Source organism: Pseudomonas sp. WC2, assembly GCF_050586545.1.
In the GTDB taxonomy this organism is placed as follows: Bacteria; Pseudomonadota; Gammaproteobacteria; order Pseudomonadales; family Pseudomonadaceae; genus Aquipseudomonas.
In genome coordinates, this window is the sequence record NZ_JBOBDR010000022.1 from 1 (window position 1) to 25888 (window position 25888).

The following is a 25888-nucleotide window of genomic DNA, read 5'->3' on the forward strand; positions in this document are numbered from 1 at the left end:
TAAATTGCTGTGCTGGCTAGAGCGGTTTGCTCGCGACACTGACGCCCATGGTATGGCTGGCACCCGGCGCGAGCGTGACGATGTCATCCATCACATTCGCCGTCTCGATGCACAGCATGCGCTGCCAGCCATCGTTGTCCATGTCAGCAAGCGCCGCCGCGCGATCGATCCACGGGTTCCAGATCACTGCCGTGCGCGAGCCGGTGGCGGTCAGCACAATACGCCGTTCCCACGTCGGATCGACAATGCTCAGTTGCGGCGGAGCATCGAGGTAGATTCGGTCGGTCTCGCCCGCAAACTGCAGGTCACCTTGCTGGCTGTTGGTTTTCCAATCATCCAGCGTTTCGATGTAATTCAAGCCATCCACGCCATCGACCTGCACATTGCGCACGTCACTGACTGCGAAATAGGTGTGCAGCGCCTGGCTCAGGCTGACGGTGTCACTGCCACGGTTGTGGCTGGTCAGGCTGAAACTCAGTTGCTCGGACAGGTGCAGAGTCAGAGTCAGATCGACCTGATGCGGCCAGTCCGGCAGGCCATCGTCAGGGTAGGGCAGCTTGAATTCAACCTTGACGCCGTCAGCCTCTGATTCGATGCCGCCCAGCTCCCAATCCATCGCCCGTACCAGCCCGTGCGCGGGTGCCGGTTGCTCACCGGTGTACATGGCCTGGACGCTTTGCGGGTTGCGTTCGAACTTGCCGAACCACGGCCAGCACACCGGTACGCCGGCGCGGATGCTTTTACCGGTCTTGAACACAGCCTTGTCGTTGAGCCAGATGATCGGCGGCTGGCCGTCGATCTGATAACTGAGGATGTGCGCGCCTTGCTGGGCCACCAGCACTTCGGCCTGACCGTGGCGGATGCGCCAGCAGTTCAGTTCATCCAGTTTCACCGCTTCAACGTTGGGCGTGGTCATGGGACAGCTCTCGATCAGTAACAAGGACAACTATCGACCGTCAAACGGCCGCGAGGTTTAGCGCGCGCGTGGCGGAACCGAGCGGGTGCGACCGCTGCCGTCGATGGCGACGAAGACGAAAACCGCTTCGGTCACTTTACGCCACTCGCTGGACAGCGGATCGTCGCTCCACACTTCGACCATCATCTGGATCGAGCTGCGGCCGATTTCCAGGGTCTGGGTATAAAAGGACAATTGCGCGCCGACAGCGACCGGGACGAGGAACGCCATGCGATCGATGGCCACGGTTGCCACACGACCACCGGCCACGCGGCTGGCCATTGCGGTGCCGGCCAAATCCATCTGTGCCACCAGCCAGCCGCCGAAAATATCGCCAAAGCCGTTGGTTTCACGCGGAAGTGCGGTGATTTGCAGGGCCAGGTCGCCTTGCGGGATCGGATCTTCTTGTTCGAGCTCTATCATGCCGGGGGTGCCTCTGACCCGTGACTCTTGTTGGTATTGCGGGTGGTAGCCGTCTTCGGGAAAAACGATTCAGCACCGAACCTACTACGTTCGTCACGTTTTCCATCAGGCGCCTAAGGAGAAACTCTGCGAAACCGGCTAATCCCGAGCAAAGGCCGGGCCAACGACGTTTTCGCACAGCAACCCCTTACAAACCGGAGCAGGTTGCGAGTATATCGGTCGGTAGACTCCACGACGACCATCCGGTTCTGATTTTGACCGTCAATTACGCGCCTCTATGTGCTTTTTCGAACAATTTGCTATGGTGCCGAACCTGCCCAAGCCACCGCCAGCGTTGTTGTGGCGGCAGATCCGACTATAAGAGAAGCCCTTGCCATGACCACAGCGCCTTCGAGCCTCGCGCAGCCCGAGCAACCCGCACGACCGTTGACCCGCAATGACTACAAGACTCTGTCGCTGTCCGCCCTTGGCGGCGCGCTGGAATTCTACGATTTCATCATCTTCGTTTTCTTCGCCACTGTGGTCGGCAAGCTGTTCTTCCCGGCCGACATGCCCGAGTGGCTGCGCCTGATGCAGACCTTCGGCATCTTCGCCGCCGGCTACCTCGCGCGACCGCTGGGTGGCATCGTCATGGCGCACTTCGGCGACCTGCTGGGGCGCAAGAAGATGTTCACCCTGAGCATTTTCATGATGGCCGTGCCGACCCTGATCATGGGTCTGCTGCCGACATATGCACAGATCGGCATGTGGGCGCCGATCCTTCTTCTATTGATGCGCGTGATTCAAGGCGCAGCAATTGGCGGTGAAGTGCCGGGCGCGTGGGTCTTCGTTTCCGAACACGTTCCGCAAAAGCACATGGGCTACGCCTGCGGCACCCTCACCAGCGGTCTGACCGCCGGCATTCTGCTCGGCTCGCTGGTCGCCACCGCGATCAACAGCATTTATACGCCTGCCGAGGTTTCTGATTACGCTTGGCGGATCCCGTTCCTGCTCGGTGGTGTGTTCGGCCTGTTCTCGGTCTATTTGCGCCGCTGGCTGCACGAAACCCCGGTGTTCGCCGAACTGCAACAGCGCAAGGCCTTGGCTGAAGAAGTGCCATTACGCGCGGTGCTGCGTGATCATCGCGGCGCGATTGCGATTTCGATGCTGCTGACCTGGTTGCTTTCCGCAGGCATCGTCGTGGTGATTCTGATGACGCCGACCGTGCTGCAAACGGTTTATCACTTCACGCCGACCGAGTCGCTGCAGTCGAACAGTCTGGCGATCGTGTTCCTGAGCCTCGGTTGCATCATTTCCGGCGCGCTGGCGGATCGCTTTGGTGCCGGTCGGGTATTCGTATTCGGTTGCCTGGGCCTGCTGATCAGCTCGTGGACCTTCTATCACAGCCTCGCCGATCACCCGAACTGGCTGTTCCCGCTGTATGCGCTGACCGGTTTTCTGGTCGGCACCATCGGTGCGGTGCCGTATGTGATGGTCAAAGCCTTCCCGCCGGTGGTGCGCTTCAGCGGCTTGTCGTTCTCGTACAACGTGGCGTACGCGATCTTTGGTGGTCTGACGCCGATGGTGGTCAGCCTGCTGCTGAAAGAAAGCGCGATGGGCCCGGCCTACTATGTGGCGGTGCTGTGCACGATGGGGATTCTGGTAGGGGCGTGGCTCTGGAAGAAGGGCCGCTGATTTTCCCTCCCGCCTGATCGTTCCCACGCTCCGCGTGGGAATGCATCCCGTGACGCTCCGCGTCACCTCTCAAATGCGGACGCAGAGCGTCCATGGCGGCGTTCCCACGCAGAGCGTGGGAACGATCTGTCGCGACATGCTGGCCTTTCATCCAATTGTCATATTTCAGCCATAGAGTGTTCACACGGCCTGCTGATACTTGGCCCCGACTTAACACACCCTATCTGCTAGGAGTAAGGCATGAAACTGAAGCGTTTGATGGCGGCAGTGACTTTTGTCGCTGCTGGCGTTGCGACTGCCAACGCGTTCGCCGCTGTTGACCCTGCTATCCCGAGCTACACCAAGACCACTGGTGTGTCGGGCAACCTGTCCAGCGTCGGCTCCGATACTCTGGCCAACCTCATGACCCTCTGGGCTGAGAACTACAAAAAAGAATATCCGAACGTCAACATCCAGATTCAGGCCGCTGGCTCCGCCACTGCGCCACCTGCGCTGACTGAAGGCACCTCCAACCTGGGCCCGATGAGCCGCAAGATGAAGGACACCGAACTGGCTGCTTTCGAGCAGAAGTACGGCTACAAGCCAACCGCTATCCCGGTTGCTGTGGATGCCCTGGCCGTATTCGTGCACAAGGACAACCCGATCCAGCACCTGACCATGGAACAGGTTGATGCGATCTTCTCGTCGACCCGTCTGTGCGGCGCCAAAGCCGACGTGAAAACCTGGGGCGACCTGGGTGTGACCGGCGACCTGGCCAACAAGCCAGTTCAGTTGTTCGGTCGTAACTCGGTATCCGGCACCTACGGCTACTTCAAAGAAGAAGCCCTGTGCAAAGGCGACTACAAACCAAACGTCAACGAACAACCAGGTTCGGCGTCGGTTGTGCAGTCGATCAGCTCCTCGCTGAACGGCATCGGTTACTCGGGCATCGGTTACAAGACCGCTAGCGTGAAAACCGTAGCGCTGGCCAAGAAGGGCGGCACTGACTTCATCGAAGACACCGAAGAAAACGCCCTGAACGGCAAGTATCCGCTGTCGCGCTTCCTCTACGTTTACGTCAACAAAGCCCCGAACAAGCCTCTGGCCCCGCTGGAAGCTGAGTTCGTGAAACTGGTGCTGTCGAAACAGGGCCAGGAAGTGGTAGTGAAAGACGGCTACATCCCACTGCCAGCCAAGGTGGCTGCAAAAGCACTGGCTGACCTGGGTCTGCAGGAAGGCGGCGCTGAAGTCGCAAAGAAGTAACAAATTGAGTCCGGAGTAAACCCATCGGACTCAAGTGAAAGGCCGGATCTGCCCGCAGACCGGCCTTTTACACACCTCAAATTTTTGATCCTCTGCCAGCCACGCTGGCGGTGGATTTGCTGCGTCACTGCATTGTCATCTTTCTGTCATACAGGATCGCTAGGGTGAGCGCATGAATGATCTGGCCAATTCCCAAATGACTACTAATCCTCCCAAGCGCATTGATTTCAATACGCCTGAGCTGCAACGCAAGCGCCGCATTCGCGCGCTCAAGGATCGCTTCACTCGCTGGTACGTCCTCGTTGGCGGCTTGGCAGTGCTGGCAGCCATCACCCTGATCTTCTTCTTCCTCGCTTACGTGGTTGCGCCGCTGTTCCAGGGTGCCGACCTGACCGCGAAAGACTCGATCACCCCAGCCTGGATGCAGGACGCCGGCAAGCCGCTGATGATTTCGCTCGAAGAGCAGAATCAGGTGGCGATGCGCGTTTCCGACAAGGGCCAGGCATTGTTCTTCGATATCGACAGTGGCGCTGAACTGAAGCGCGTCGATCTGCCGGTGCCTGCCGGTACAACCGTGACCTCGATTGGTGAAGACCAGCCAGGCCAACCGCTGGTGGCGGTGGGCCTGTCGAATGGTCAGGCGCTGGTGTTCCGTCACACCTATAAAGTCAGCTACCCGGATGGCAAGAAAACCATCACCCCGGCGATTGAATTTCCGTACGGCGACAGCCCGATCGCGCTGAACGAAAGCGGCGGTGCGCTGGAGCACGTAAGCCTTAACGCCACCGATTCGACCCTGATGCTCGCCGGTTCCACGGGTTCGCAATTGCATGTGCTGTCGCTGACCAGCGAAGAAAACATGATGACCGGTGAAGTCACCAACGAGCAGAAGCGTATCGATCTGCCGCAGATGACCGAGTCGGTGAAAAACATCTTCGTCGACCCGCGCCAGCAGTGGCTGTATGTGGTCAACGGTCGTGCCCAGGCCGACGTCTTCAGCCTGCGCGACAAGAGCCTCAACGGTCGCTACAAACTGCTGGAAAACGCTGACGCCGAAGTCACCGCGACCACGCAACTGGTCGGTGGCATCTCGCTGATCGTCGGTGATTCCAAGGGTGGTCTGGCCCAGTGGTTCATGGCGCGTGACCCGGATGGCGAGCAGCGTCTGAAGCAAATTCGCACCTTCCAGATGGGCACCACGCCGATCGTTGAAATCACCGCCGAAGAGCGTCGCAAAGGCTTCCTCGCACTGGATGCCAGCGGCAAGCTCGGCGTGTTCCACAGCACCGCGCACCGCACCTTGCTGGTCGATCAAGTGGTAGAAGGTCAGGGCCTGTTCGGTCTGTCGCCACGCGCCAACCGCGTGATCGTCGAAGCCGCCGGCAAGCTGCAACCGCTGCTGCTCGACAACCCGCACCCGGAAGTGTCGTGGAGCGCGCTGTGGAGCAAGGTCTGGTACGAGAACTACGACGAGCCTAAATACGTCTGGCAATCGACTGCGGCCAACACCGATTTCGAACCGAAACTGAGCCTGTCGCCACTGACCTTCGGCACCCTGAAAGCCGCGTTCTACGCGATGCTGCTGGCCGCGCCGCTGGCCGTCGCTGCGGCGATCTACACCGCGTACTTCATGGCCCCGGGCATGCGCCGCAAGGTCAAACCGGTCATCGAACTGATGGAAGCGATGCCGACGGTGATCCTCGGTTTCTTCGCCGGCCTGTTCCTCGCACCGTATGTAGAAGGGCATCTGCCGGGCATTTTCAGCCTGCTGATGTTGCTGCCGATCGGCATCCTCGTCGCCGGTTTCACCTTCAGCCGTCTGCCTGAATCGATCCGCCTGAAAGTCCCGGACGGTTGGGAAAGTGCGCTGCTGATTCCAGTGATTCTGTTCGTGGGTTGGCTGTCGCTGTACATGAGTCCGTTCATGGAGAACTGGTTCTTCGGCGGTGACATGCGCATGTGGATTTCCCACGACCTGGGCATCACCTACGACCAGCGCAACGCACTGGTGGTCGGTCTGGCCATGGGTTTTGCGGTGATCCCGAACATCTATTCGATCGCTGAAGACGCCGTGTTCAGTGTGCCCCGTGGCCTGACCCTCGGTTCGTTGGCCCTCGGTGCCACACCGTGGCAGACCATGACTCGCGTGGTGATCCTGACTGCTAGTCCGGGGATCTTCTCGGCGCTGATGATCGGCATGGGCCGTGCAGTCGGCGAAACCATGATCGTGTTGATGGCCACCGGCAACACCCCGGTCATGGAAATGAACCTGTTCGAAGGCCTGCGCACCCTGGCCGCCAACGTCGCGGTGGAAATGCCCGAGTCGGAAGTCGGTGGCAGCCACTACCGCGTGCTGTTCCTCTCGGCGCTGGTGCTGCTGTTGTTCACCTTCGTTATGAACACCCTGGCAGAACTGATTCGTCAGCGTCTGCGCAAGAAATACTCGTCGCTTTAAGCAAAGGTAGAAGTCTGTGAAACAGAACTCCCTGAAAGGATGGTTCAAGAGCGGCGCCCCGGGCGTCTGGATCAGCGGTGGCGCGGTGTCCATCGCGGTCATCATGACCATTGGCCTGCTGGCCGTGATTGCCGTGCGCGGTCTGGGTCACTTCTGGCCGGCGGATCTGGTGCATGCCAGCTACGACGTACCGGGCCAGGCCCAGCACCTTGTGGTCGGCGAAGTCGTACAGAAAGAAGAAGTGCCGCGTGCCCGTTTGAAGAGTGCCGGTTTGCCGGTGCCTGACGTTGGCCCGGAGTTCATGACGCGCGAGCTGATCAAGGTCGGCAACCGTGATTTGAACGGCAACGACTTCACCTGGATCGTCGGCGAGTGGCTGACCAACCAGACCACGCCGCCGGAGTTGATGGCGATCGAACGTCGCGAGTGGGGCAACTTCTACGGCTACCTGGTCAACGTCAAACAGGATGGCAAAGTCATCGCCGAAGGCGAGGCTGCCTGGCCTGAGCTGCAGGCGCGGATCAACCGTGTAAACGGTCTGGCGGCACAATTGAAGTCGCTGGAAAAGACTGACATCGGTGCAATCAACGCAGGGCTGGAACGCATCCGTCTGCACGGTCGCAAACTGGAACTGGAAGGCAAGCTCGACGCCACCGCGCAAGCGGACATGGAATCCGAGCGTGCTGAGTTGAACGCGCGTTATCAGGACATCGAAGCGCGTCTGGCCGATCTGCATGCGCAGTTCAACCGCGACGCGCTGACCGCTCGCGATGCCAACGGCAAAGAGATCGAAATCGGTCTGGGCAAAGTGGTTCACGCCTACCAGCCGAACGCGATGAGCACCTTCACCAAGGTCGGTTTCTACTTCAGCAAGATCTGGGAGTTCCTGTCGGACGACCCGCGTGAAGCGAACACCGAAGGCGGGATTTTCCCTGCGATCTTCGGCACCGTGATGATGACCCTGATCATGGCGATGATCGTCACCCCGTTCGGCGTGCTGGCGGCGGTGTACCTGCGTGAATACGCCAGACAGAACACCCTGACGCGGATCATCCGTATCGCGGTGAACAACCTCGCGGGTGTTCCGGCGATCGTTTACGGCGTGTTCGGTCTGGGCTTCTTCGTATACGTACTCGGTGGTTCGGTCGACCGCTTGTTCTTCCCCGAAGCACTGCCGGCACCGACCTTCGGTACACCGGGTCTGCTCTGGGCGTCGCTGACCCTGGCGCTGCTGGCTGTGCCGGTGGTGATCGTGGCGACCGAGGAAGGTCTGGCGCGTATTCCGCGTACCGTGCGTGAAGGCTCGTTGGCCCTCGGCGCGACCAAGGCTGAGACCTTGTGGAAAATTGTGATCCCGATGGCCAGCCCGGCAATGATGACCGGCATGATCCTCGCCGTGGCCCGTGCTGCTGGTGAAGTGGCGCCGCTGATGCTGGTGGGTGTGGTGAAGCTGGCGCCGTCGCTGCCGGTGGACGGCAACTACCCGTACCTGCATCTGGACCAGAAGATCATGCACTTGGGCTTCCACATTTATGACGTCGGCTTCCAGAGCCCGAACGTCGAAGCGGCCCGCCCGCTGGTGTATGCCACGGCACTGTTGCTGGTGCTGGTGATCGCCACGTTGAACCTGTCGGCGGTGTGGATTCGTAACCACCTGCGCGAAAAATACAAAGCACTGGATAGCTAAAGCCATTAGCCACAAGCGGCAAGCTACAAGCCGCTTTTGCTCAAACTTGCAGCTTGCAGCGAGAAGCTCGCAGCTACGAACGGAGTGAGAACCATGCAGCACGAAACACATACCCACGGCATCAACATGTCTGCCTTGGGCCGCGACAAGCAGAGCCTCAACCTGGCGCAGGAAACCGTGGCCATCGAAGTACCCGGCCTGAGCCTGTACTACGGCGAGAAACAAGCGCTGTTCGACGTCAGCATGAACATCCCGAAACAGCGCGTGACCGCGTTCATCGGCCCGTCCGGCTGCGGCAAGTCCACGCTACTGCGGACCTTCAACCGCATGAACGATCTGGTTGACGGTTGCCGCGTCGAAGGCGCGATCAACCTGTACGGCAACAACATCTATCGCAAGGGCGAAGACGTCGCCGAACTGCGTCGTCGTGTCGGCATGGTGTTCCAGAAGCCCAACCCGTTCCCGAAAACCATCTACGAAAACGTGGTCTACGGCCTGCGCATCCAGGGCATCAACAAGAAGCGCATCCTCGACGAAGCCGTTGAGTGGGCGTTGAAAGGCGCGGCGCTGTGGGACGAAGTAAAAGATCGTCTGCACGAGTCGGCACTTGGTCTGTCCGGTGGTCAGCAACAACGTCTGGTGATCGCCCGCACCATCGCGGTTGAGCCGGAAGTGCTGCTGCTCGACGAACCGTGCTCGGCCCTCGACCCGATCTCGACGTTGAAAGTCGAAGAGCTGATCTATGAGCTGAAGTCCAAATTCACCATCGTCATCGTCACGCACAACATGCAGCAGGCCGCGCGGGTTTCCGACTACACGGCGTTCATGTACATGGGCAAACTGGTGGAATTCGGCGACACCGATACGCTGTTCACCAATCCGGCGAAGAAGCAGACCGAAGACTACATCACCGGTCGCTATGGCTGATTGAAGCAGCTGCGAGCGGCAAGCTTCAAGCGGCAAGTTAGAAGCGAAGCGGCATGGATCACCACATAACAGCTTGCAGCTTGTAGCTTGCAGCTCTTGGTTAAACGCTTTTTCGGAGCGAATGCATGATTTCCAAAGAAGGCCTCACTCATCACATCTCCGCGCAGTTCAACGCTGAGCTTGAGGAAGTGCGCAGCCACCTCCTGGCCATGGGCGGGCTGGTCGAGAAGCAGGTCAACGACGCGGTGACCGCGCTGATCGAGGCCGACTCCGGCCTGGCTCAGCAGGTGCGCGAGATCGACGACCAGATCAACCAGATGGAACGCAACATCGACGAAGAATGCCTGCGCATTCTCGCCCGTCGTCAGCCGGCAGCGTCCGACTTGCGTCTGATCATCAGCATCTCCAAGTCGGTGATTGACCTCGAACGCATCGGCGACGAGGCGACCAAGATCGCCCGTCGCGCGATTCAGCTGTGCGAAGAAGGCGAAGCACCGCGTGGTTACGTCGAGGTTCGTCACATCGGCGACCAAGTGCGCAACATGGTCCGCGATGCGCTGGATGCGTTTGCCCGTTTCGACGCCGATCTGGCGTTGTCGGTGGCGCAGTACGACAAGATCATCGACCGCGAATACAAGACCGCGCTGCGTGAACTGGCGACCTACATGATGGAAGACCCGCGCTCTATCTCGCGGGTCTTGAGCATCATCTGGGTGCTGCGTTCGCTGGAGCGTATCGGCGACCACGCGCGCAACATCTCCGAACTGGTCATCTACCTGGTGCGCGGCACCGACGTGCGCCACATGGGCCTCAAGCGCATGAAGGAAGAAGTTGAAGGCACAAGCGGCGAAACCGCTAATGTTCCGGGCAATGCTGACGATAAGTAAGATTGCCTGAGAAAAGCGCCCGGCCCTTTGGCCGGGCGTTTTTGTTTCTGCTTTTCACAAGGCAGATCGAATTAAAAAGCAGCACCCGCGAACGAAAAGTCCCGGCGTGACTGAAGAGTTTTGGCAATGTGCCATCAGCCAGCGTTATGCTTGCCGGGATTTTAATAGGGGTGTTGGATGAGCAAGATCAGTGTGTTGGTCGTGGACGATGCTTCGTTCATTCGTGACCTGGTGAAAAAGTGCCTGCGTAATTACTTCCCGGGGATCCGCACCGAGGACGCCGTCAACGGCAAAAAGGCCCAGGCCATGCTGGCCAGAGAGGCGTTCGACCTGGTCCTGTGCGATTGGGAAATGCCGGAAATGTCCGGCCTCGAACTGCTGACCTGGTGCCGCGAGCAGGACAATCTCAAGACCATGCCATTCGTCATGGTCACCAGCCGGGGCGACAAGGAAAACGTCGTGCAGGCGATTCAGGCCGGTGTTTCCGGCTACGTCAGCAAGCCGTTCACCAACGAGCAACTGCTGACCAAGGTCAAGCAGGCGCTGAACAAGGTTGGCAAGCTCGACACCTTGATGAACAGCGCTCCGACCAAAATGAACTCGGCGTTCGGCAACGATTCCCTGAGCGCGTTGACCGGTGGCAAGGCTGCCGTCGTCGGTGGCGCCCCGGCAGCTGCCGCAGCCAACCCGTTTGCCAAACCCGCCGCTGCCGCACCTGCGCCAGCCGCTGCGCCATCGCGCGGCTTGCTCAACAGCCCACCGGTTCAGGCCCCCGCAGCGTCGAAAGCGCCGGCCGGTGGTCGCGGCCAGGGCCAATTGCGTCTGCCAAGCGGCACTCAGCAATGCGTGATCAAGGCGCTGAGCATCAAGGAAGCGCTGCTGGTGATCAAACGCACCGACACCCTGCCGCAGATCCTCGACAGCGCGGTGCTCGATCTGGAACAGGGCGACAACGCCGAAATCGCCCGTCTCAATGGTTACCTGCACGCCATCGTCGCCCATGAGCAGAAAGCCGACAGCGACTGGTTGCAACTGACCTTTCGCTTTGTCGATCAGGACGCGCAGAAGCTCGACTACATCTCCCGCCTGATCGCCCGCGGCACGGCGCAGAAGCACTTCGTTCCGGGCGCTTGATCTTCGTCGCCTGACAGCTGATCGTTCCCACGCTCTGCGTGGGAATGCCTCAACCGGACGCTCCGCGTCCTCTCGCATGGGACGCAGAGCGTCCCGGGCTGCATCCCCACGCAGAGCGTGGGGACGATCATTTGAAACATCTGTCGACTAGCCTGGTCTGCTTCACCTGCTAGGCTCACTCCCAAGCCTTACTTCGACAGACTCTTGCCCATGCTCACGCGCCTGCTGTTTTTCTGTGGTCTCTTCATGGCCTGCACCTCGGCTGTGGCCATGACCATCTACAAATCCACCGATGCCAACGGCGTGGTCTCGTACAGCGACCGGCCGAGCAAAGGCGCGCAGGTGTTCGTCTTTCAGGACCGGATGGTCGAGCGCCTGGAGCGCCAGGTCTACCTCGATATCAAGAAGCAGAAGGGCACCGACGTGGTGTTCGTGCGCAACGATCTGTATGCGCCGGTCAAAATTGCCTTGGCATTCACCGGGCTGAGCAATGTGCGCGGCGCGCCGGCGCAAACCATCCACCGGGTGCTGCCGGCGCGCAGCAATACGCGGTTGGCGTTGCTGACGGCGGTGTCCGGCAAGCAGCCGCTGGTGTATACGCCGCAGTTTTACTATTCCCTCGGCGACCCCACTGGCGTGGCGCAGGGCTATCGTTATCCGCTGCCGTGGCGCGGTGGGCCGTTCCGTCTGAGTCAGGGCGCCAATGGCCAATACAGCCACTATGGGCCGAAGAACCGCTATGCGATGGACATCGCCATGCCGGTGGGGACGCCGATCATCGCCGCGCGGGCGGGGGTGGTGGTGAAAACCGAAAACTCACAGAGTGGCCGCGGTAATGATGCTTCCGGCAACTTTGTACGGGTGCTGCACGACGACGGCACCATGGGCGTGTACCTGCACCTCAAGCAAGGCTCGGTAAGCGTACGCGAAGGGCAACGGGTGACGGTGGGCAGTGCGCTGGCGCTGTCCGGCAACACCGGCAACAGCAGCGGCCCGCATTTGCACTTTGTGGTGCAGCGCAATACCGGGGAGGGGTTGGTGTCGATTCCGTATCAGTTCGTGCAGCCGCTGGGGGCGTTGCCCAACTTTGCGTTGGGCAAGCAGTAGAGCAACGCGGTTTCCCGCGCTGCACTCAATCCAGCATCAACACCTTGGCCAGCACAATCTTCGGCCCTTTCATCTTCTTGATGATGATCCGCAGGCCTTCGACTTCCAGCACTTCTTCCTCTTCCGGCACCCGTTTCAGGGTTTCATAAACCAGTCCGGCAAGGGTTTCCGCTTCGATGTGGTCCAGGTCGATGCCTAACAGGCGTTCTACCTTGAACAGCGGCGTGTCACCACGCACCAGAAGTTTGCCCGGCTGATACGCGAGGATGCCGCGCTCAGCCTTGCGGTGTTCGTCCTGAATGTCGCCGACCAGCACTTCCAGCACGTCTTCCATGGTCAGGTAGCCGATGATGTTGCCGTCAGCCTCCTCGACCACGGCGAAGTGCGAGCCGCCCTTGCGGAACTGCTCCAGCAGCTGCGACAGCGGCATGTGCCGCGATACGCGCTCCAGCGGACGGGTCAGCTCAGCCAGGTTGAACGACTCGGGAATGTGATCCAGCGCCGCCAGTTCCAGCAGCAGATCCTTGATGTGCAGCAGGCCGACGAACTCCTGGCGCTCGCTGTCGTACACCGGATAACGGCTGAACTTGTGGCGACGGAACATCGCCAGGATTTCTTTCAGCGGCGCGTTGAATTCGAGGGTGATCAGGTCTTCGCGGGAGTTGGCCCAGTCGACCACTTCCAGCTCGCCCATCTCGACTGCCGAGGCCAGTACGCGCATGCCCTGATCGCTCGGATCCTGGCCACGGCTGGAGTGCAGAATCAGTTTCAGTTCTTCGCGGCTGTAATGATGTTCATGGTGCGGACCGGGTTCGCCCTGGCCGGCGATCCGCAGAATCGCGTTAGCGCTGGCATTGAGCAGGTAGATCGCCGGGTACATCGCCCAGTAGAACAGGTACAGTGGCACCGCCGTCCACAGCGACAGCAGCTCGGGTTTGCGGATCGCCCAGGATTTCGGGGCAAGTTCGCCGACCACGATGTGCAGGTAGGAAATGATGAAGAACGCAGTGAAGAACGACACGCCTTTGACGATTTCTGGCGACTGCACGCCGACCGCGCTCAGCAGCGGTTCGAGAATGTGCGCGAACGCCGGTTCACCGACCCAGCCGAGGCCGAGGGAGGCGAGAGTGATACCGAGCTGACACGCCGAGAGGTACGCATCGAGCTGACTGTGCACGGTGCGCAGGATGTGTCCGCGCCAGCCGTTCTGTTCAGCGATGGCCTCGACCCGGGTCGAGCGCAGTTTGACCATGGCGAACTCTGCCGCAACGAAAAAGCCGTTGAGCAAAACCAGGATCAGAGCAAAAAGAATCATGCCGAAATCGGCAAATATTGTTGCGAGGGACAAGCCAGGGGAAGGGTCCATGATGGAGTTTTGCGGGTTCCGTGTGATTCAAGAGAGGTAAAAGCCGCGCCTGAAAGGCAGGCACAAGTCAGCCAATGTAGCGGCTGACCTGACGATTGCCTAGTGCGACATTACTCAGCGGTGCTGATCGTCCGCGCGTTGGCCACTTGCGCCGGGGCGAAATGGCAGGTGAAGGTGCTGCCATGACCGGGCACGCTGCTGATTTCCATGCGGGCGCGATGGCGCAGCAATACGTGTTTGACGATGGCCAGCCCCAGACCGGTGCCGCCGGTGTTGGAGTTGCGGCTGGAGTCGACGCGGTAGAAGCGTTCGGTCAGGCGCGGCAGGTGTTTGCTGTCGATGCCGATCCCGGAATCCTGCACGCTCAGGTGTGCGCCCTGATCGTCGCCCCACCAGCGAATGCGGATATTGCCTTCGGCCGGGGTGTACTTCACCGCGTTGAACACCAGATTGGAAAACGCGCTGCGCAATTCCGCCTCGCTGCCCTTGAGCAGCAGGCCGGCGTCGGCTTCGAGGGTGATGCGTTGGTTCTTCGAGCCCGATAACTGCTGCGCATCGCTTTTGATAGATTGCAGCAGCGAGTCGACCTGCACCGGCTGGTTGTCCGACGGGTAATCCGTGGCTTCCAGTTTCGCCAGCAGCAACAGGTCGTTGAGCAGCGTCTGCATGCGTCCGCCCTGTTGTTGCATCTGCTGCAGCGCACGGCTCCAACGCGGGTTCACTTCCTCGACGTTATCGAGCAGGGTTTCCAGATAACCGCAGATTACCGTCAGCGGCGTGCGCAGTTCGTGGGAGACGTTGGCGATGAAGTCTTTGCGCATCTGCTCCAGCTGATGGATACGCGTGACGTCGCGCACCAGCATCAAGTGTTCGTTGTTGCCGTAGCGGGTCAGATACAGCTGAATGCGCACGCGATCGTTGGTCGGCGAGGGGATTTCCAACGGCTCGGCGTAGCTGTCCTGCTCGAAGTATTCCTTGAAGCGCGGATGCCGCACCAGGTTGGTCACCGGTTGGCCGCTGTCTTGCGGAGTCTTGAGGCCGAGCAAGGTTTCGGCGGCGCGGTTCCACCATTCCAGATTGCCGTCGCTGTCGAGCATGATCACCGCGTCTTTCAGCGCGGCGGTGGACTCCTGAACCCGGTCGATCACCGCTTGCAGGCGCCCGCGCACGCGTTGGTCGCGGCGTTGCAGGTGATAGATGCTGTCGAACACTTCGCCCCACAGACCGTAGCCGTCGGGCGGCGCTTCATCGGGTTTGTGCAGGCGCAGCCACTCGTGCAGCCGCAGCAATTGCTTGAGGGTCCAGGCCAGATAAATGCCCAGACCCGCCGCGAGACTCCAGCCGTAATAGCCGGTGATCAGGCCGATCACCAGGCAAGCGGTGACCAGCAACAGCATGTGGCGAATCAGGGTGCCATGCCAGTTTTGATTCACGGGAAATACGGTCCTTGTCTGCGAGTCTGGCGGTCGGATCAGGCCTTGGTAGAAAACCGGTAGCCGGTGCCGCGCACGGTTTGTACCAGATTTTCGTAGGCGTCGCCGAGGGCCTTGCGCAGGCGCCGGATGTGCACGTCGACGGTGCGCTCTTCAACGTAAACGTTGCCACCCCAGACCTGGTCCAGCAACTGGCCACGGGTGTAGGCGCGTTCCTGGTGGGTCATGAAAAATTGCAGCAGACGGTATTCGGTCGGGCCCATCTCGGCGGGTTTGCCGTCGATGGTTACGCGGTGACTGATCGGGTCGAGCAGCAGGCCGCCGACTTCGATCGGCGCTTCGCCATCGGTCGGGCCGGCGCGGCGCAGCACGGCTTTGAGACGAGCGACCAGTTCGCGCGGGGAAAACGGTTTGGTGATGTAGTCGTCGGCGCCGACTTCCAGCCCCTGGATCTTGTTGTCCTCTTCGCCCTTGGCCGTAAGCATGATGATCGGGATGTCCCCGGTCAGCTCGTCACGCTTGAGGCGGCGGGCCAACTCGATACCGGACGTGCCGGGCAGCATCCAGTCGAGCAGGATCAGGTCCGGCTTGCGGTCGACGATGATGGCGTGTGCCTGCTGCGAGTTCTCCGCCTCGAGGCAGTCATAGCCGGCCATTTCCAACGCAACGGCGATCATTTCGCGAATGGGCGCTTCGTCGTCGACGATCAGAATGCTCCTGCCAACCATGCCTTAATCCTCTTGTCATTTAACTGTCTTGCGCCGCATTAGATAACGGAATTATTGCAGTCGTGTGACAGTATTTTAGTCCGGCGGCGATCGTGCAAATCCTGAACTAAGCTCTAAGTCCGAATCCTGACAACCACAAAAGAAGGTTTCCATGACTCAAATGACTGTTTCTTTCAAAGCCCTGCTGATGGCTGCCGCCCTGACTCTGCCTGGATTTGCCATGGCTGCAGATCCAGCGATGGAAAAGGACGGCATGTACACCGACCACCACGGCATGACCCTGTACACCTTCGCCAAGGACTCAGGTGGCAAGTCGATGTGCAACGACAAGTGCGCAACCAACTGGCCGCCGTTGATGGCGACGGCGGGTGACAAGTCGATGGGTGACTGGACTGTCATCAAACGCGACGACGGCAAGATGCAGTGGGCCTACCAGGGCATGCCGCTGTACACGTTCGTGATGGACAAGAAGGCCGGTGACATGACCGGTGACGGCAAAATGGATGGCGCCTGGAAAGTCGCCAAAGCCAAGTAACCGCAAATCCCCTGTGGGAGCGAGCCTGCTCGCGAAAGCGGTGTGTCAGCTAAGCAATTTGTCGACTGACACGACGCCTTCGCGAGCAGGCTCGCTCCCACAGTTTGAGTGAATCAGCGCAACGCGTAATCCAGCACGATCCCGACGAAAATCGCCAGCCCGGCCCAGTGGTTGTGCAGAAACGCCTTGAAGCAACGCATGCGGTCGCGATCCCGCGTGTACCAGAATTCCCACGCGTAGCACCCGGCAGCCACCAGCAAGCCGAGATGGAACCACGTCCCCAGCTCAAACTTCGACCCCGCCAGCAACAGGCAACCCAGCGACAACGCCTGCAAGCTCAGGATGATCACCCGATCCGCTTCACCAAACAGAATCGCCGTCGACTTCACGCCGATCTTCAAATCATCATCACGATCGGTCATCGCGTAATAGGTGTCGTAGCCCACCGTCCACAGCAGATTGGCGATCCACAGCAGCCACGCCGCCGCCGGCAGTTCGCCGGTCTCGGCGGTGAACGCCATCGGCATGCCCCACGAGAACGCCGCGCCCAGCACCACTTGCGGGTAATAGGTGTAGCGCTTCATGAACGGGTAAGTGAATGCCAGCGCCAGACCGCCCAGCGACAACCAGATGGTCGGGGCGTTGGTGCACAGCACCAGCAGAAAACTCACGCCCATCAGCAGGGCAAAGAACACCAGCGCTTCTTTCGAGCTGATCCTGCCCGCTGCCAGCGGTCGTTGCGCAGTGCGTTTGACGTGGCCGTCGACCTTGCGATCGGCCCAGTCGTTGATTACGCAGCCGCCGGCGCGGGTGAGGATCACGCCGAGGACAAAAATCACCACGTTGGCAAGCGACGGCGAGCCCTTGCCGGCAATCCACAGCGCCCACAGCGTCGGCCAGAGCAGCAGATAAATACCGATCGGCTTGTCCAGCCGGGTCAACTGAACGAAATCCCAGGCGCGTGGGTTCAAACGGTTCAGGGACTTGAGCAGGCTTTGATACATCAGCAATTCTCCGGACGGGCGCGGGCGGCGCGCCACAGGCTCGGCAAGAAGATTTCCGCGACCAGTACGCTCAACGCGCCACGGTCGAAGCGCGAACGACGCCCCCACAGTGCAGGCGCTTTCGCGGCGGTCGGCAGCCACTCTTCAGGGTAGTGACACACTTCGAGGGCGCGGCGCTGGAAGGCCTGATCGCAAAACAGCAATTCCCCCAGCGAGCGGCTGCCCAGTTCGTCCATGTGCAAACCGTCGCCCTGCAATGCTGCGCGGGAGGCGACGCTGCGGGCAAAAACCCAGGCTTCTCCGTGGCCGCGCAAATACACTTCGCGCACCCAGCCTTCGCTGCCTTCGGCCAGATCCAGCGCCGAGCATTCATCGGCACGCAGGGTGTCCCAGCCTTCGAACAACGGCGTCACGCTGAAGCCGTCGTCGGATAAGCGGGTGAGTCGGCGGGTCAGGGAGCCTTCGTCGAACAGCCAGTCGAGCGTCAACGAATCGGGGCGGGGCGTCAGTCGGCTTTGGGTCAGCCAGAGCGGGGCCGGGGAGGAATTTGTCTGTTGCACAATGAGTCATTATTGGCCGCAAATGAGGCGGCGAGCTTAACATGGCGGGCGCCGACATTGATTGATCCGGGTGGCCATTGCGCCGAACAGGCTTGCATCTGCCCGGCTCCATCAGTACAAAACGCCCTGAGCCGGATGGCAGCGCAACACCCATCGACCGTCCGCGCCGGCAATGAGCCTGAACCCTGAGGAAGTACCTGAATGAAAAAGTGGCAATGTGTGGTCTGCGGCCTGATCTACAACGAAGCCGACGGTTGGCCGGATGACGGCATTGCGCCGGGCACCCTGTGGCAGGACGTGCCGGAAGACTGGCTGTGCCCGGACTGCGGCGTCGGCAAGATGGACTTCGAAATGATCGAAATCAACTAAGCAAATCCTGGGAGTAAGCATGAGCGCACCTGTCGTCATCGTTGGCACTGGCCTGGCGGGCTATAACCTGGCCCGCGAGTTTCGCAAACTCGATAGCGAAACCCCGCTGTTGTTGATCACCGCCGATGACGGGCGCTCTTACTCCAAGCCGATGCTGTCTACCGGTTTCGGCAAGAACAAGGACGCCGATGGCCTGAGCATGGCCGAACCGGGCGCCATGGCCGAGCAGTTGAAGGCCGAAGTGCGCACCCACACGCGCATCAGCGGCATCGATGCCGGCCACAAGCGTCTGTGGATTGGCGAGGAGGCCGTGGCCTATCGTGACCTGATCCTCGCTTGGGGCGCGGAAACCGTACGCGTGCCGGTCGAAGGCGATGGCGCCGATCTGGTGTTCCCGATCAACGATCTCGAAGACTACGCACGCTTCCGTGCGGCAGCGGCCGGTAAGCGCCGGGTGCTATTGCTGGGCGCCGGCCTGATTGGCTGCGAGTTCGCCAACGACCTCATCCTCGGTGGCTACGAAGTACAACTGGTCGCGCCGTGCGAACAAGTCATGCCGACCCTGTTGCACCCGGCGGCCGCCGCAGCCGTGCAGGCCGGGCTGGAAAGCCTCGGCGCGAAATTCCACCTCGGCCCGGTGCTGACCCGCCTGCAGAAAGTCGCTGACGGTCTGGAAGCGCACCTGTCCGACGGTAAGGTCATTCCGTGCGACGTGGTGGTGTCGGCGATTGGCCTGCGCCCACGCATCGATCTGGCAGCCGCTGCGGGCGTACAGGTCAATCGCGGCGTCGTGGTGGATCGGCATCTGAAGACTTCCCACGCCAACATTTACGCTTTGGGCGACTGCGCCGAAGTCGATGGGCTGAATCTGCTGTACGTGATGCCCCTCATGAGCTGTGCGCGAGCGCTGGCACAAACCCTGGGAGGAAACCCTACGGCGGTCAGCTACGGCCCGATGCCGATCACCGTGAAAACCCCGGTCTGCCCGTTGGTGGTTTCGCCGCCGCCACGCGGTAGCGAAGGCGTTTGGACCGTTGAGGGGCAGGGCGCCGACATCAAGGCGCTGTGCCACAGCGCCGACGGTCAGTTGCTCGGTTACGCGCTGACCGGTGCGGCGGTCATGGAAAAACTGGCCCTGAACAAACAGCTTCCGGCCCTGCTGGCGTAAATACCGGTCGTTCTGTCGGAATCACCCCGCTTTTGCCCCCACAAAGGTTGTAGTGAGACTGGCGCGGGCCTTGTCCGCGTGCCATTCTCACTCCCGTCTGCCGCAGAGTAGAGCCTGCGGCGCCTTGGGCGCTGTTCCAACGAGAACAGCACGGACATAACAACAAAAAACCGTCAAAGGGGCTTCACTAATGCGTAAACCAGAACTCGCCGCTGCAATCGCTGAAAAAGCAGATCTGACCAAAGAACAGGCCAACCGCGTACTCAACGCCGTTCTCGAAGAAATCACCGGCGCTCTGCACCGCAAGGACAGCGTCACGCTGGTAGGCTTCGGCACCTTCCTGCAACGCCACCGCGGCGCCCGCACCGGCAAAAACCCGCAAACCGGCGAGCCGGTGAAAATCAAGGCCAGCAACACCGTTGCGTTCAAGCCAGGCAAATCGTTGAAAGACAGCGTTAATCCTTAATCGCGGCGGATCCCCTGAATAGCGGGGGAACACCGTAATAAAAAATGGGCACACCGATTGCGGTCGGGTGCCCATTTTTTGTGGCTGCAAGCCAGGTTATTGTCGGCGGAAGCAGGCTTTGCCGTTGCCGAAGTCTACGGCCAGGCAGTTGGGTTCGATGGCTAATTGCAGATCTTTGAACAACACAGAAAGATCGCCGTTGGCAGGGTCAGGATAGGCTTGCCAGTCCAGCGTCGCCCATCGAGTTTCCGGCATGACGGTGAACCACTCGATTTCATCAGGAGAATTTTGTGTATGCAAGCCGATTTTCGCCAATGCTTTGTTTGGGGAAAACGGCACTGTCAGCGTGTTTTGCTGCGAGTCTGTCCAAACCTCCTTCAATGTCGAACCGTCTTCGAATTGCCAATGAACTTCCACTGGATGGATCGCGGGTGGTGAGACCGGATCGAAGTGATAAAACGTCAACCAATAGTTATGGTCAACTCGATCTCGCTCTTCTGCAGCCAGATATTGGCTAGTGGTCGCCAGATCAAATCCGATGGGTTGCTCGAACGTTAAGGGCTGGTTTTTTCGTTTCTTCCAGCCAATGTTGAAGGCTCGGCTGTCCCCCTCAACATCGAACCATTGATAAGTTCCACGATTAGGATCTGTGCCAAAGCCAATTCTTTTCAGCGTTCTCTGGTGATCGTAAGGAACCCAGAGGTCTGTTTGTTGATTCGAGTTCAAGAGCAATTGGCCCGGTGGGCCTGAATTGAACTCAAGACTGACCGTCACGGGCTTCAGGGGCGGCGGCGGAGGCTGGTGATCGTACCGTAGCTCTAAAACGTACCTCTCTTTAGCCAACTCATTTTTTTCTCTGTCGGCATATTCCTTGAGTTCGACCAGAGTTCTCTCGCGTGAAAGATTGTAGGAAAGCTTCTTTGCTGGTTGGGCAGCAGTTTCTTGCTCCAGCATGAGAGTGTTTTCCTCGACATACCAGGTTCCCTTGGCGACACCGCCAGTCGATCCGTAGGCGATACCAGCAGAAAAGGTGCCGTCCTTACGCAACAGCAACTCGGCGGCCATTTCCATGGCGCCAGACAGGTAGTAATGGCCGTTCAGTGGCGGGTTGTCTGCGGATGCGTGGGTAACGGGAAGCCACAGCAGCGCTGCGAACAACAGCGGTTTCAATTCCATGAGGTAATGCTCCTTACCAGCTCCCGAAGGGAATGCCGAATTTTTCGATGTAGGCTTTGGATACGTCGGTTAGAGGCCGATGTTTACCGCCGGATTTACCCTCGTAAGGGCCTTTGGGATTGATTGTTCCTTGAACGCGGGCAATTTCGACCGCCTTAAAGCAGGGGCCGCCCAGCCAGACCTTGGCTATGCCGCCGGGTGCCAGACCGATACCGATATCATTGCGGTAATCGGTGATCCATTTTCCATCAGCCCTGCAGAAAGCTTTTTCCGGCTTGCGCATGATTTCCCGGGCCGATTCGGAAATGGTGATGTAAGCCTCATAGGTTTGAGGTTCGGCCTGGGATTGCCATCGTACATAGATCAAACGGGGCAGGTCGGCGCCGGTGACATCCCGCCCTGCGCCACTTCCGGGGTTTTCTGGCCACCCTGCGGGCGTGCCTTTGTTATCAGCGGGAGCTCTTACCGAAGCAATCCCGGCTCCGGCACGTCGGAATACTCGCTCTCGAATATCCACCACATCGGCGGTTTCAATCCACACCTCCATGTAGTCCGGTGCTCCAAAGCCAAGGAACCATGGAAGCTTGTCCGCAGCCTGGGAGACGTCTAGTCCGCAACCGGCCACTAATATGCCTAGAAGGAAGTACATCGTTTTCCTGATAGGTCGAATGAAGTCATTCATGGGGGTGCACCACTCGCTGGTTGTTCTTGGCTGGTCGGTTGATGAAAACAACGCTCATGTCGCTACTGTTCAACCCCTTGGCTGCATTCCAGTGAGCGGAAAGATGTATATAACGGCTACGTAACAAAGCCCTTTCTTTGATAGTCAGCGCTTCGACAGATGATTTTCCAAGCGCATAAGCTTCAAGCTTGGAGTGGATCGGGATCAATTCCGCAGGCAGGGCCAGTCTTGGCTCATTCTCGTCAATCTCTTCGAATGGCACTCCATGCCTAACCGCAAGCTCACGCATGATGCGCAGATACACCAGGGACAGCTCGCCATGTACTGGCCGCTCAATGCTGGCCGCCGCGTAAACCCGCTTTTGGGGATCCGGGCTGGATCTGCCATTTGCTGTCGATTGAGTCGCGGCTCTTTCCCAAAATGCCACGCGCAATTGACTGCCTGGGACGTCCTCTTCGATGACGCCTTTTGCATACCAGGCAAATGCTTCTTTCTCGGCAGCAACATAGGCTGCACTGCGGGTCGCGTCCTTGTCTCGGCTGATAGTGCTGGTGATCGGGTTGCTCAGCAGAAGTTTTTCCTTGGCTCTGGGCAAGTAGCCGCCGCCCAGATCCGAGTGAACACCGGGCAAAGCCAGATCGATGTCGCCCAGGCTGTTGAGTGCAAAGTTCTCGCGATATTCGTCGCGTGCAACCAGATGGACTACTTTGTTGGCGCAACCATCAGGCAGCTTTAAATCGAGTCCGGAGTTTCTGCTGTTAGCGCCGGTAAAATCGAACAGCCATGGGTTGGCGATTGCTGCAACGGTGTCAAACAGACCAATGAAATTGATGCTGATGCTCGATTGCGGACGCCAGTCAAAGGTGCTGGAGAGAGCCGGAGAACCTGCTGGAAGCGCATCTGCAAGAATACTGCGCTCGCCTTTGAGAACCTCATTTGCAAAGTGTCGAGCCGCGGCGGCACCACGACTGAAGCCGAAAATATCGAACTCGATCTTTTCTATAAGTAGATTGGGGTTCTTATCGATCAGTGAGCGAAATTGGCGAATGATTTTTTCAGGGCTCTGCTCCACACGAGCCGTTACGCCAGTCTCTCCTCGGCCTGTCGCTTGTGCGTAAAGTGAGTCACCTGCGTCAGCTGTTGTGCCAATACCTTCGATGTACACGCGCAAAGAGGCGTTTCTCGTTTTCTCCGGGAGGGTTTCGAAGGAATGATCCGTATACAACTCATACAGCCGCACAATATTGCTCACATCATTTCCATAACTGTTGTCCGGCGAACTCCCGTTTCCGTCGTAACCGTAGGTGGCGCAGTGCTGCTGGATCTCTGCAGCCGCTTCCGCGAGATTGGCATCCGGGGCATAGCACGCGGCGACCGTCTCGCTGTTGGCCTTATTGTTCCCGGTTCCATCGAAAAACACGCCGATACGCAAGGTAATGCCCTCCTGCGTCTCATCGTCCAGCTCGACTTCTTCCTCCTCTTCCTCGAGCTCTTCCTCTGCACGCGCGTGTACCACTGGCGCAACGCGTAATGCGCTATCCAGTCCAGGCAGCAGCAGATTGGGCGCTTCACTGTCGTGTGGCTTGCGGCCCGTTTCGATTTCCGTGCTGCTGAAAATGCCGCCCGCATCGATCACTAGGTAATGGCCGCCGGCTTTCAGCGTGATGCTGGCGCCGGCATCCAGCACCACACTGGCGCCGGCCTTCAGATGCACTTGCTGACCGGCCTCGATGTCGAGAGACTTTGCAGCCTGGGTGTAACTGCTGCCATTGATGGTTTCGCGGCGTTCGTTACCCACTTCCAGTTGAAGGCTGTTGCCGATTTTCTGCGCCATGTCGCGTTGCGCGCGCAAGTAGATCAGTTCCTGTCCGGCGCGATCTTCAATCGACAGTTCGTTGTAGCCGCCATTGCGCGGCGAGCTTTCACTGCGCAAGACGGTTCTGGTTTTGTGGTCGGGTAAAGAGTAGGGCGGCGTGGTAACTCTGTTGGCCACACAACCGGTGATCAGTGGTTTGTCCGGGTCACCCTCCAAAAAGGACACCACGACTTCCATGCCGACCCGCGGAATGGTCACAGCTCCAAAATGATCTCCGGCCCAACTGCTCGCCACGCGTACCCAGCAACTGCTTAGCTCACTGTTGAGTTCTTTGCGATCCCAGGGAAGTTCGATCTTCACGCGACCTAACTCATCGCAGTAAATCTCTTCGTCTTCGGGGCCTGTAACCCGTGCGGTCTGGATCACCAGCGGGCGGCGTGGTGCAGGCAGCGGAGGCCGGAAAACCACGTCAGCGGGAATCACGCTAAAGCGATTTCGGTAGCCTTGAGTAAAACCATCGGCGGTTTTGACGTCGCTGGGGCCGAACTCCTCAAGCACTTGTGGCTGTCGGCCTTCATGGGCAACGCTGAGCAGAAGCCACAGGTCGTTGCACTTTTTACGCGGGTGTCCGGTCAGCTCAAACAGGTGGCCACAACGCAGATTCGTCTGATCGCTTTCGCCGTCGCCCAATTCGTAATCGCTACGGTGGCGCTCCAGTGCCTGCCGGGCAATTTGCTTGCCGCGCTTTTCGTTCTCGATAAGCAGCGGGTAACGGTAGTCTTCCAGCGTTGGAGTGAATCCGGCGGTGAAGCCGCTTTCAAGCAACAGGCTCGGGCGTTTCAGGTCGTAGTCACGACGGGTGACGGTGCTAGTGCGCGTACTGTTGCGCACCCCAAATCGGCTGATGACCTGATGCTCGGCTACCATGCCTGATTTCTGCAGATATGGCAGCGCGGCCAACTTGGGGAGAAATACCTGGTCATCGGTGAACACCAGCAAATGGCCGTCCGCCGAATGCTGGTGATGCCAGGCGATCCCGTCTTCAGCGCATAGCCGCTGGATAAATTCAAAGTCGCTTTCCGCGTACTGAGTGCAATAGTCGCGTGGCGGGTTCGGGGTGACATGAAAGGTGAACGCATCACCTTGAATACCGTGCTTTTGGAGCACCTGCGCAATGATCTGCGGCACCGTACGCTGCTGGAAAATTCTCTGGTCATGACTGAACTGCAAATAATGCAGGGCAGGCACCAGCTTCAGTTCATAGTGGGTCAGGCGTTTTCCGCTTTCACCGACCCGCACATCTTCAATGCGACCATGAATACCTTCGTTGTTGAAGCCGAATTGCAGAAATGCCGGCTGACTGAGCAGGCCTTCCGGATCGATATTCGCTTGTTCACTGACCAGCTCGACCCGGATGGCGTACAGGCAACTGATGGCTTCATCACCATCAAATGCGAGCACCTTGAAGTCGTGGCGAACTCCGGGAATCTGCAGGGTAAACAGCGCGCAATTGCCCGTACTGAACATAGGCTGTCCTTAAGCAAGGTGAGTCATTGCGCGGTGTTCGATCGTCCCTGATCGCCACGCATAAAAAATTTGCCAAGGCACGCTAGCTGCGCAGGAAATAAAATGATGTAAGAACGATCTCTGACATTTGTCGGAGACTTCCGGGTTGTAAGGTGTTGTATGAATTGAAGGAAATGACTGTAGGAGCCGACTTCGATAACTATTGAGTTAGCACGAATGTGCAGTGTTTCCGGCCTTGTGAAAGTTTCACAAAGTAATTTGCCATCAAATTGATGGCACTTTTCCTGTTGGCCATTGTCCTCGCTGAAATATTCAAAGAAGCCAACGCATTTTAGGAAGTGTCCTACTTCTATTTTTTTCAAGAGTTGTCATGCTTGCCGCCGTTTATTGGGATGGGCGTTCGGCAAAACGCCCTTCTTGTTGGGTCCGGGCGCTCTAGCTCAGGGTTTTGGCGGGGGAGAGGAAAATGCGGCGAATATAAACGGCTATCAGGGATTCCCTTGCGACATATAGGGCAATCTCCTACAGACCTCAAAGAACACTTCGTCTTGTTGTTTAATCAGATGC

22 protein-coding genes are annotated in these 25888 nt (G+C 59.0%); 12 read left to right on the forward strand and 10 right to left on the reverse strand.

Annotated features, from left to right (window positions below; translation table 11 throughout):
- Nucleotides 1-16: 16 nt before the first annotated feature.
- Together ACQ4OE_RS22895 and ACQ4OE_RS22900 are read right to left on the reverse strand one after the other, a co-directional pair.
- Nucleotides 17-916 (reverse strand): D-hexose-6-phosphate mutarotase, encoded by a 900-nt coding sequence (locus tag ACQ4OE_RS22895; protein ID WP_430948009.1) that lies wholly within the window; start codon nt 914-916, stop codon nt 17-19.
- Between the two features lie 57 nt (nt 917-973).
- Complete coding sequence (locus ACQ4OE_RS22900) at nt 974-1378, reverse strand: acyl-CoA thioesterase (RefSeq protein ID WP_003229628.1); 405 nt, start codon at nt 1376-1378, stop codon at nt 974-976.
- 375 nt (nt 1379-1753) lie between these two features.
- Here ACQ4OE_RS22900 and ACQ4OE_RS22905 point away from each other — a divergent pair, with 375 nt between their 5' ends.
- The 8 genes from ACQ4OE_RS22905 (at nt 1754) to ACQ4OE_RS22940 (ending at nt 12491) form a co-directional block, all read left to right on the forward strand.
- A complete protein-coding gene (locus ACQ4OE_RS22905) occupies nt 1754-3052 on the forward strand; it encodes an MFS transporter (protein WP_430948010.1) in 1299 nt (432 codons plus the stop codon).
- 240 nt (nt 3053-3292) lie between these two features.
- On the forward strand, nt 3293-4294 hold the full coding sequence (locus ACQ4OE_RS22910) for a phosphate ABC transporter substrate-binding protein PstS (protein ID WP_430948011.1): 1002 nt from the start codon (nt 3293-3295) through the stop codon (nt 4292-4294).
- A 172-nt stretch (nt 4295-4466) separates the two neighbouring features.
- Nucleotides 4467-6749 (forward strand): ABC transporter permease subunit, encoded by a 2283-nt coding sequence (locus tag ACQ4OE_RS22915; protein ID WP_430948012.1) that lies wholly within the window; start codon nt 4467-4469, stop codon nt 6747-6749.
- A gap of 16 nt (nt 6750-6765) precedes the next feature.
- On the forward strand, nt 6766-8436 hold the full coding sequence (gene pstA, locus ACQ4OE_RS22920; protein WP_430948013.1) for a phosphate ABC transporter permease PstA: 1671 nt from the start codon (nt 6766-6768) through the stop codon (nt 8434-8436).
- A gap of 93 nt (nt 8437-8529) precedes the next feature.
- The gene (gene pstB / locus ACQ4OE_RS22925) at nt 8530-9363 is read left to right on the forward strand and encodes a phosphate ABC transporter ATP-binding protein PstB (protein ID WP_129386683.1); all 834 of its coding nucleotides are present in this window, start codon (nt 8530-8532) and stop codon (nt 9361-9363) included.
- A 125-nt stretch (nt 9364-9488) separates the two neighbouring features.
- Entirely contained in the window at nt 9489-10250 is a 762-nt protein-coding gene (gene phoU, locus ACQ4OE_RS22930; RefSeq protein ID WP_016985766.1) for a phosphate signaling complex protein PhoU, read from the forward strand.
- A gap of 177 nt (nt 10251-10427) precedes the next feature.
- Nucleotides 10428-11384 (forward strand): response regulator, encoded by a 957-nt coding sequence (locus tag ACQ4OE_RS22935; protein ID WP_430948014.1) that lies wholly within the window; start codon nt 10428-10430, stop codon nt 11382-11384.
- A gap of 210 nt (nt 11385-11594) precedes the next feature.
- Entirely contained in the window at nt 11595-12491 is an 897-nt protein-coding gene (locus ACQ4OE_RS22940; protein ID WP_430948015.1) for a peptidoglycan DD-metalloendopeptidase family protein, read from the forward strand.
- Nucleotides 12492-12516: 25 nt separating this feature from the next.
- Here ACQ4OE_RS22940 and ACQ4OE_RS22945 read toward each other — a convergent pair whose 3' ends face one another.
- The 3 genes from ACQ4OE_RS22945 to phoB all read right to left on the reverse strand — a co-directional run bounded on the left by ACQ4OE_RS22945 (nt 12517) and on the right by phoB (nt 16018).
- Nucleotides 12517-13857 (reverse strand): hemolysin family protein, encoded by a 1341-nt coding sequence (locus ACQ4OE_RS22945; protein WP_095119766.1) that lies wholly within the window; start codon nt 13855-13857, stop codon nt 12517-12519.
- 110 nt (nt 13858-13967) lie between these two features.
- Nucleotides 13968-15254 (reverse strand): phosphate regulon sensor histidine kinase PhoR, encoded by a 1287-nt coding sequence (phoR, locus tag ACQ4OE_RS22950; protein ID WP_240999268.1) that lies wholly within the window; start codon nt 15252-15254, stop codon nt 13968-13970.
- A 74-nt stretch (nt 15255-15328) separates the two neighbouring features.
- A complete protein-coding gene (phoB, locus tag ACQ4OE_RS22955) occupies nt 15329-16018 on the reverse strand; it encodes a phosphate regulon transcriptional regulator PhoB (RefSeq protein ID WP_007896474.1) in 690 nt (229 codons plus the stop codon).
- A gap of 151 nt (nt 16019-16169) precedes the next feature.
- Here phoB and ACQ4OE_RS22960 point away from each other — a divergent pair, with 151 nt between their 5' ends.
- Nucleotides 16170-16553 (forward strand): hypothetical protein, encoded by a 384-nt coding sequence (locus tag ACQ4OE_RS22960; protein ID WP_122594469.1) that lies wholly within the window; start codon nt 16170-16172, stop codon nt 16551-16553.
- Between the two features lie 113 nt (nt 16554-16666).
- On the opposite strand, the gene ubiA is transcribed toward ACQ4OE_RS22960, so the two are convergent.
- Both ubiA and ACQ4OE_RS22970 read right to left on the reverse strand, forming a co-directional pair.
- Complete coding sequence (gene ubiA / locus ACQ4OE_RS22965; RefSeq protein ID WP_430948016.1) at nt 16667-17557, reverse strand: 4-hydroxybenzoate octaprenyltransferase; 891 nt, start codon at nt 17555-17557, stop codon at nt 16667-16669.
- The gene (locus ACQ4OE_RS22970; protein ID WP_430948017.1) at nt 17557-18117 is read right to left on the reverse strand and encodes a chorismate--pyruvate lyase family protein; all 561 of its coding nucleotides are present in this window, start codon (nt 18115-18117) and stop codon (nt 17557-17559) included. Before ACQ4OE_RS22970 ends, ubiA begins: the two co-directional genes overlap by 1 nt.
- 201 nt (nt 18118-18318) lie before the next feature.
- On the opposite strand from ACQ4OE_RS22970, the gene ACQ4OE_RS22975 reads away from it, so the two are divergent.
- The 3 genes from ACQ4OE_RS22975 to ACQ4OE_RS22985 all read left to right on the forward strand — a co-directional run bounded on the left by ACQ4OE_RS22975 (nt 18319) and on the right by ACQ4OE_RS22985 (nt 20120).
- Entirely contained in the window at nt 18319-18486 is a 168-nt protein-coding gene (locus tag ACQ4OE_RS22975) for a rubredoxin (protein WP_007954349.1), read from the forward strand.
- Nucleotides 18487-18505: 19 nt separating this feature from the next.
- The gene (locus tag ACQ4OE_RS22980; protein WP_430948018.1) at nt 18506-19654 is read left to right on the forward strand and encodes an NAD(P)/FAD-dependent oxidoreductase; all 1149 of its coding nucleotides are present in this window, start codon (nt 18506-18508) and stop codon (nt 19652-19654) included.
- Nucleotides 19655-19844: 190 nt separating this feature from the next.
- The gene (locus ACQ4OE_RS22985; protein ID WP_003213368.1) at nt 19845-20120 is read left to right on the forward strand and encodes an HU family DNA-binding protein; all 276 of its coding nucleotides are present in this window, start codon (nt 19845-19847) and stop codon (nt 20118-20120) included.
- Between the two features lie 96 nt (nt 20121-20216).
- Here the strand turns inward: ACQ4OE_RS22985 and ACQ4OE_RS22990 are convergent, their stop codons facing one another.
- Genes ACQ4OE_RS22990 through tssI form a run of 3 tightly spaced genes read right to left on the reverse strand, consistent with a single transcriptional unit; the run spans nt 20217 to nt 25321 of the window.
- Entirely contained in the window at nt 20217-21296 is a 1080-nt protein-coding gene (locus tag ACQ4OE_RS22990; protein ID WP_430948019.1) for a hypothetical protein, read from the reverse strand.
- A gap of 13 nt (nt 21297-21309) precedes the next feature.
- Nucleotides 21310-21978 carry a DUF2931 family protein gene (locus tag ACQ4OE_RS22995; protein ID WP_430948020.1) on the reverse strand — a complete coding sequence of 223 codons (669 nt, stop codon included), beginning with the start codon at nt 21976-21978 and terminating at the stop codon, nt 21310-21312.
- Nucleotides 21971-25321 carry a type VI secretion system tip protein TssI/VgrG gene (gene tssI / locus ACQ4OE_RS23000; protein ID WP_430948021.1) on the reverse strand — a complete coding sequence of 1117 codons (3351 nt, stop codon included), beginning with the start codon at nt 25319-25321 and terminating at the stop codon, nt 21971-21973. Before tssI ends, ACQ4OE_RS22995 begins: the two co-directional genes overlap by 8 nt.
- Nucleotides 25322-25888: the final 567 nt, after the last annotated feature.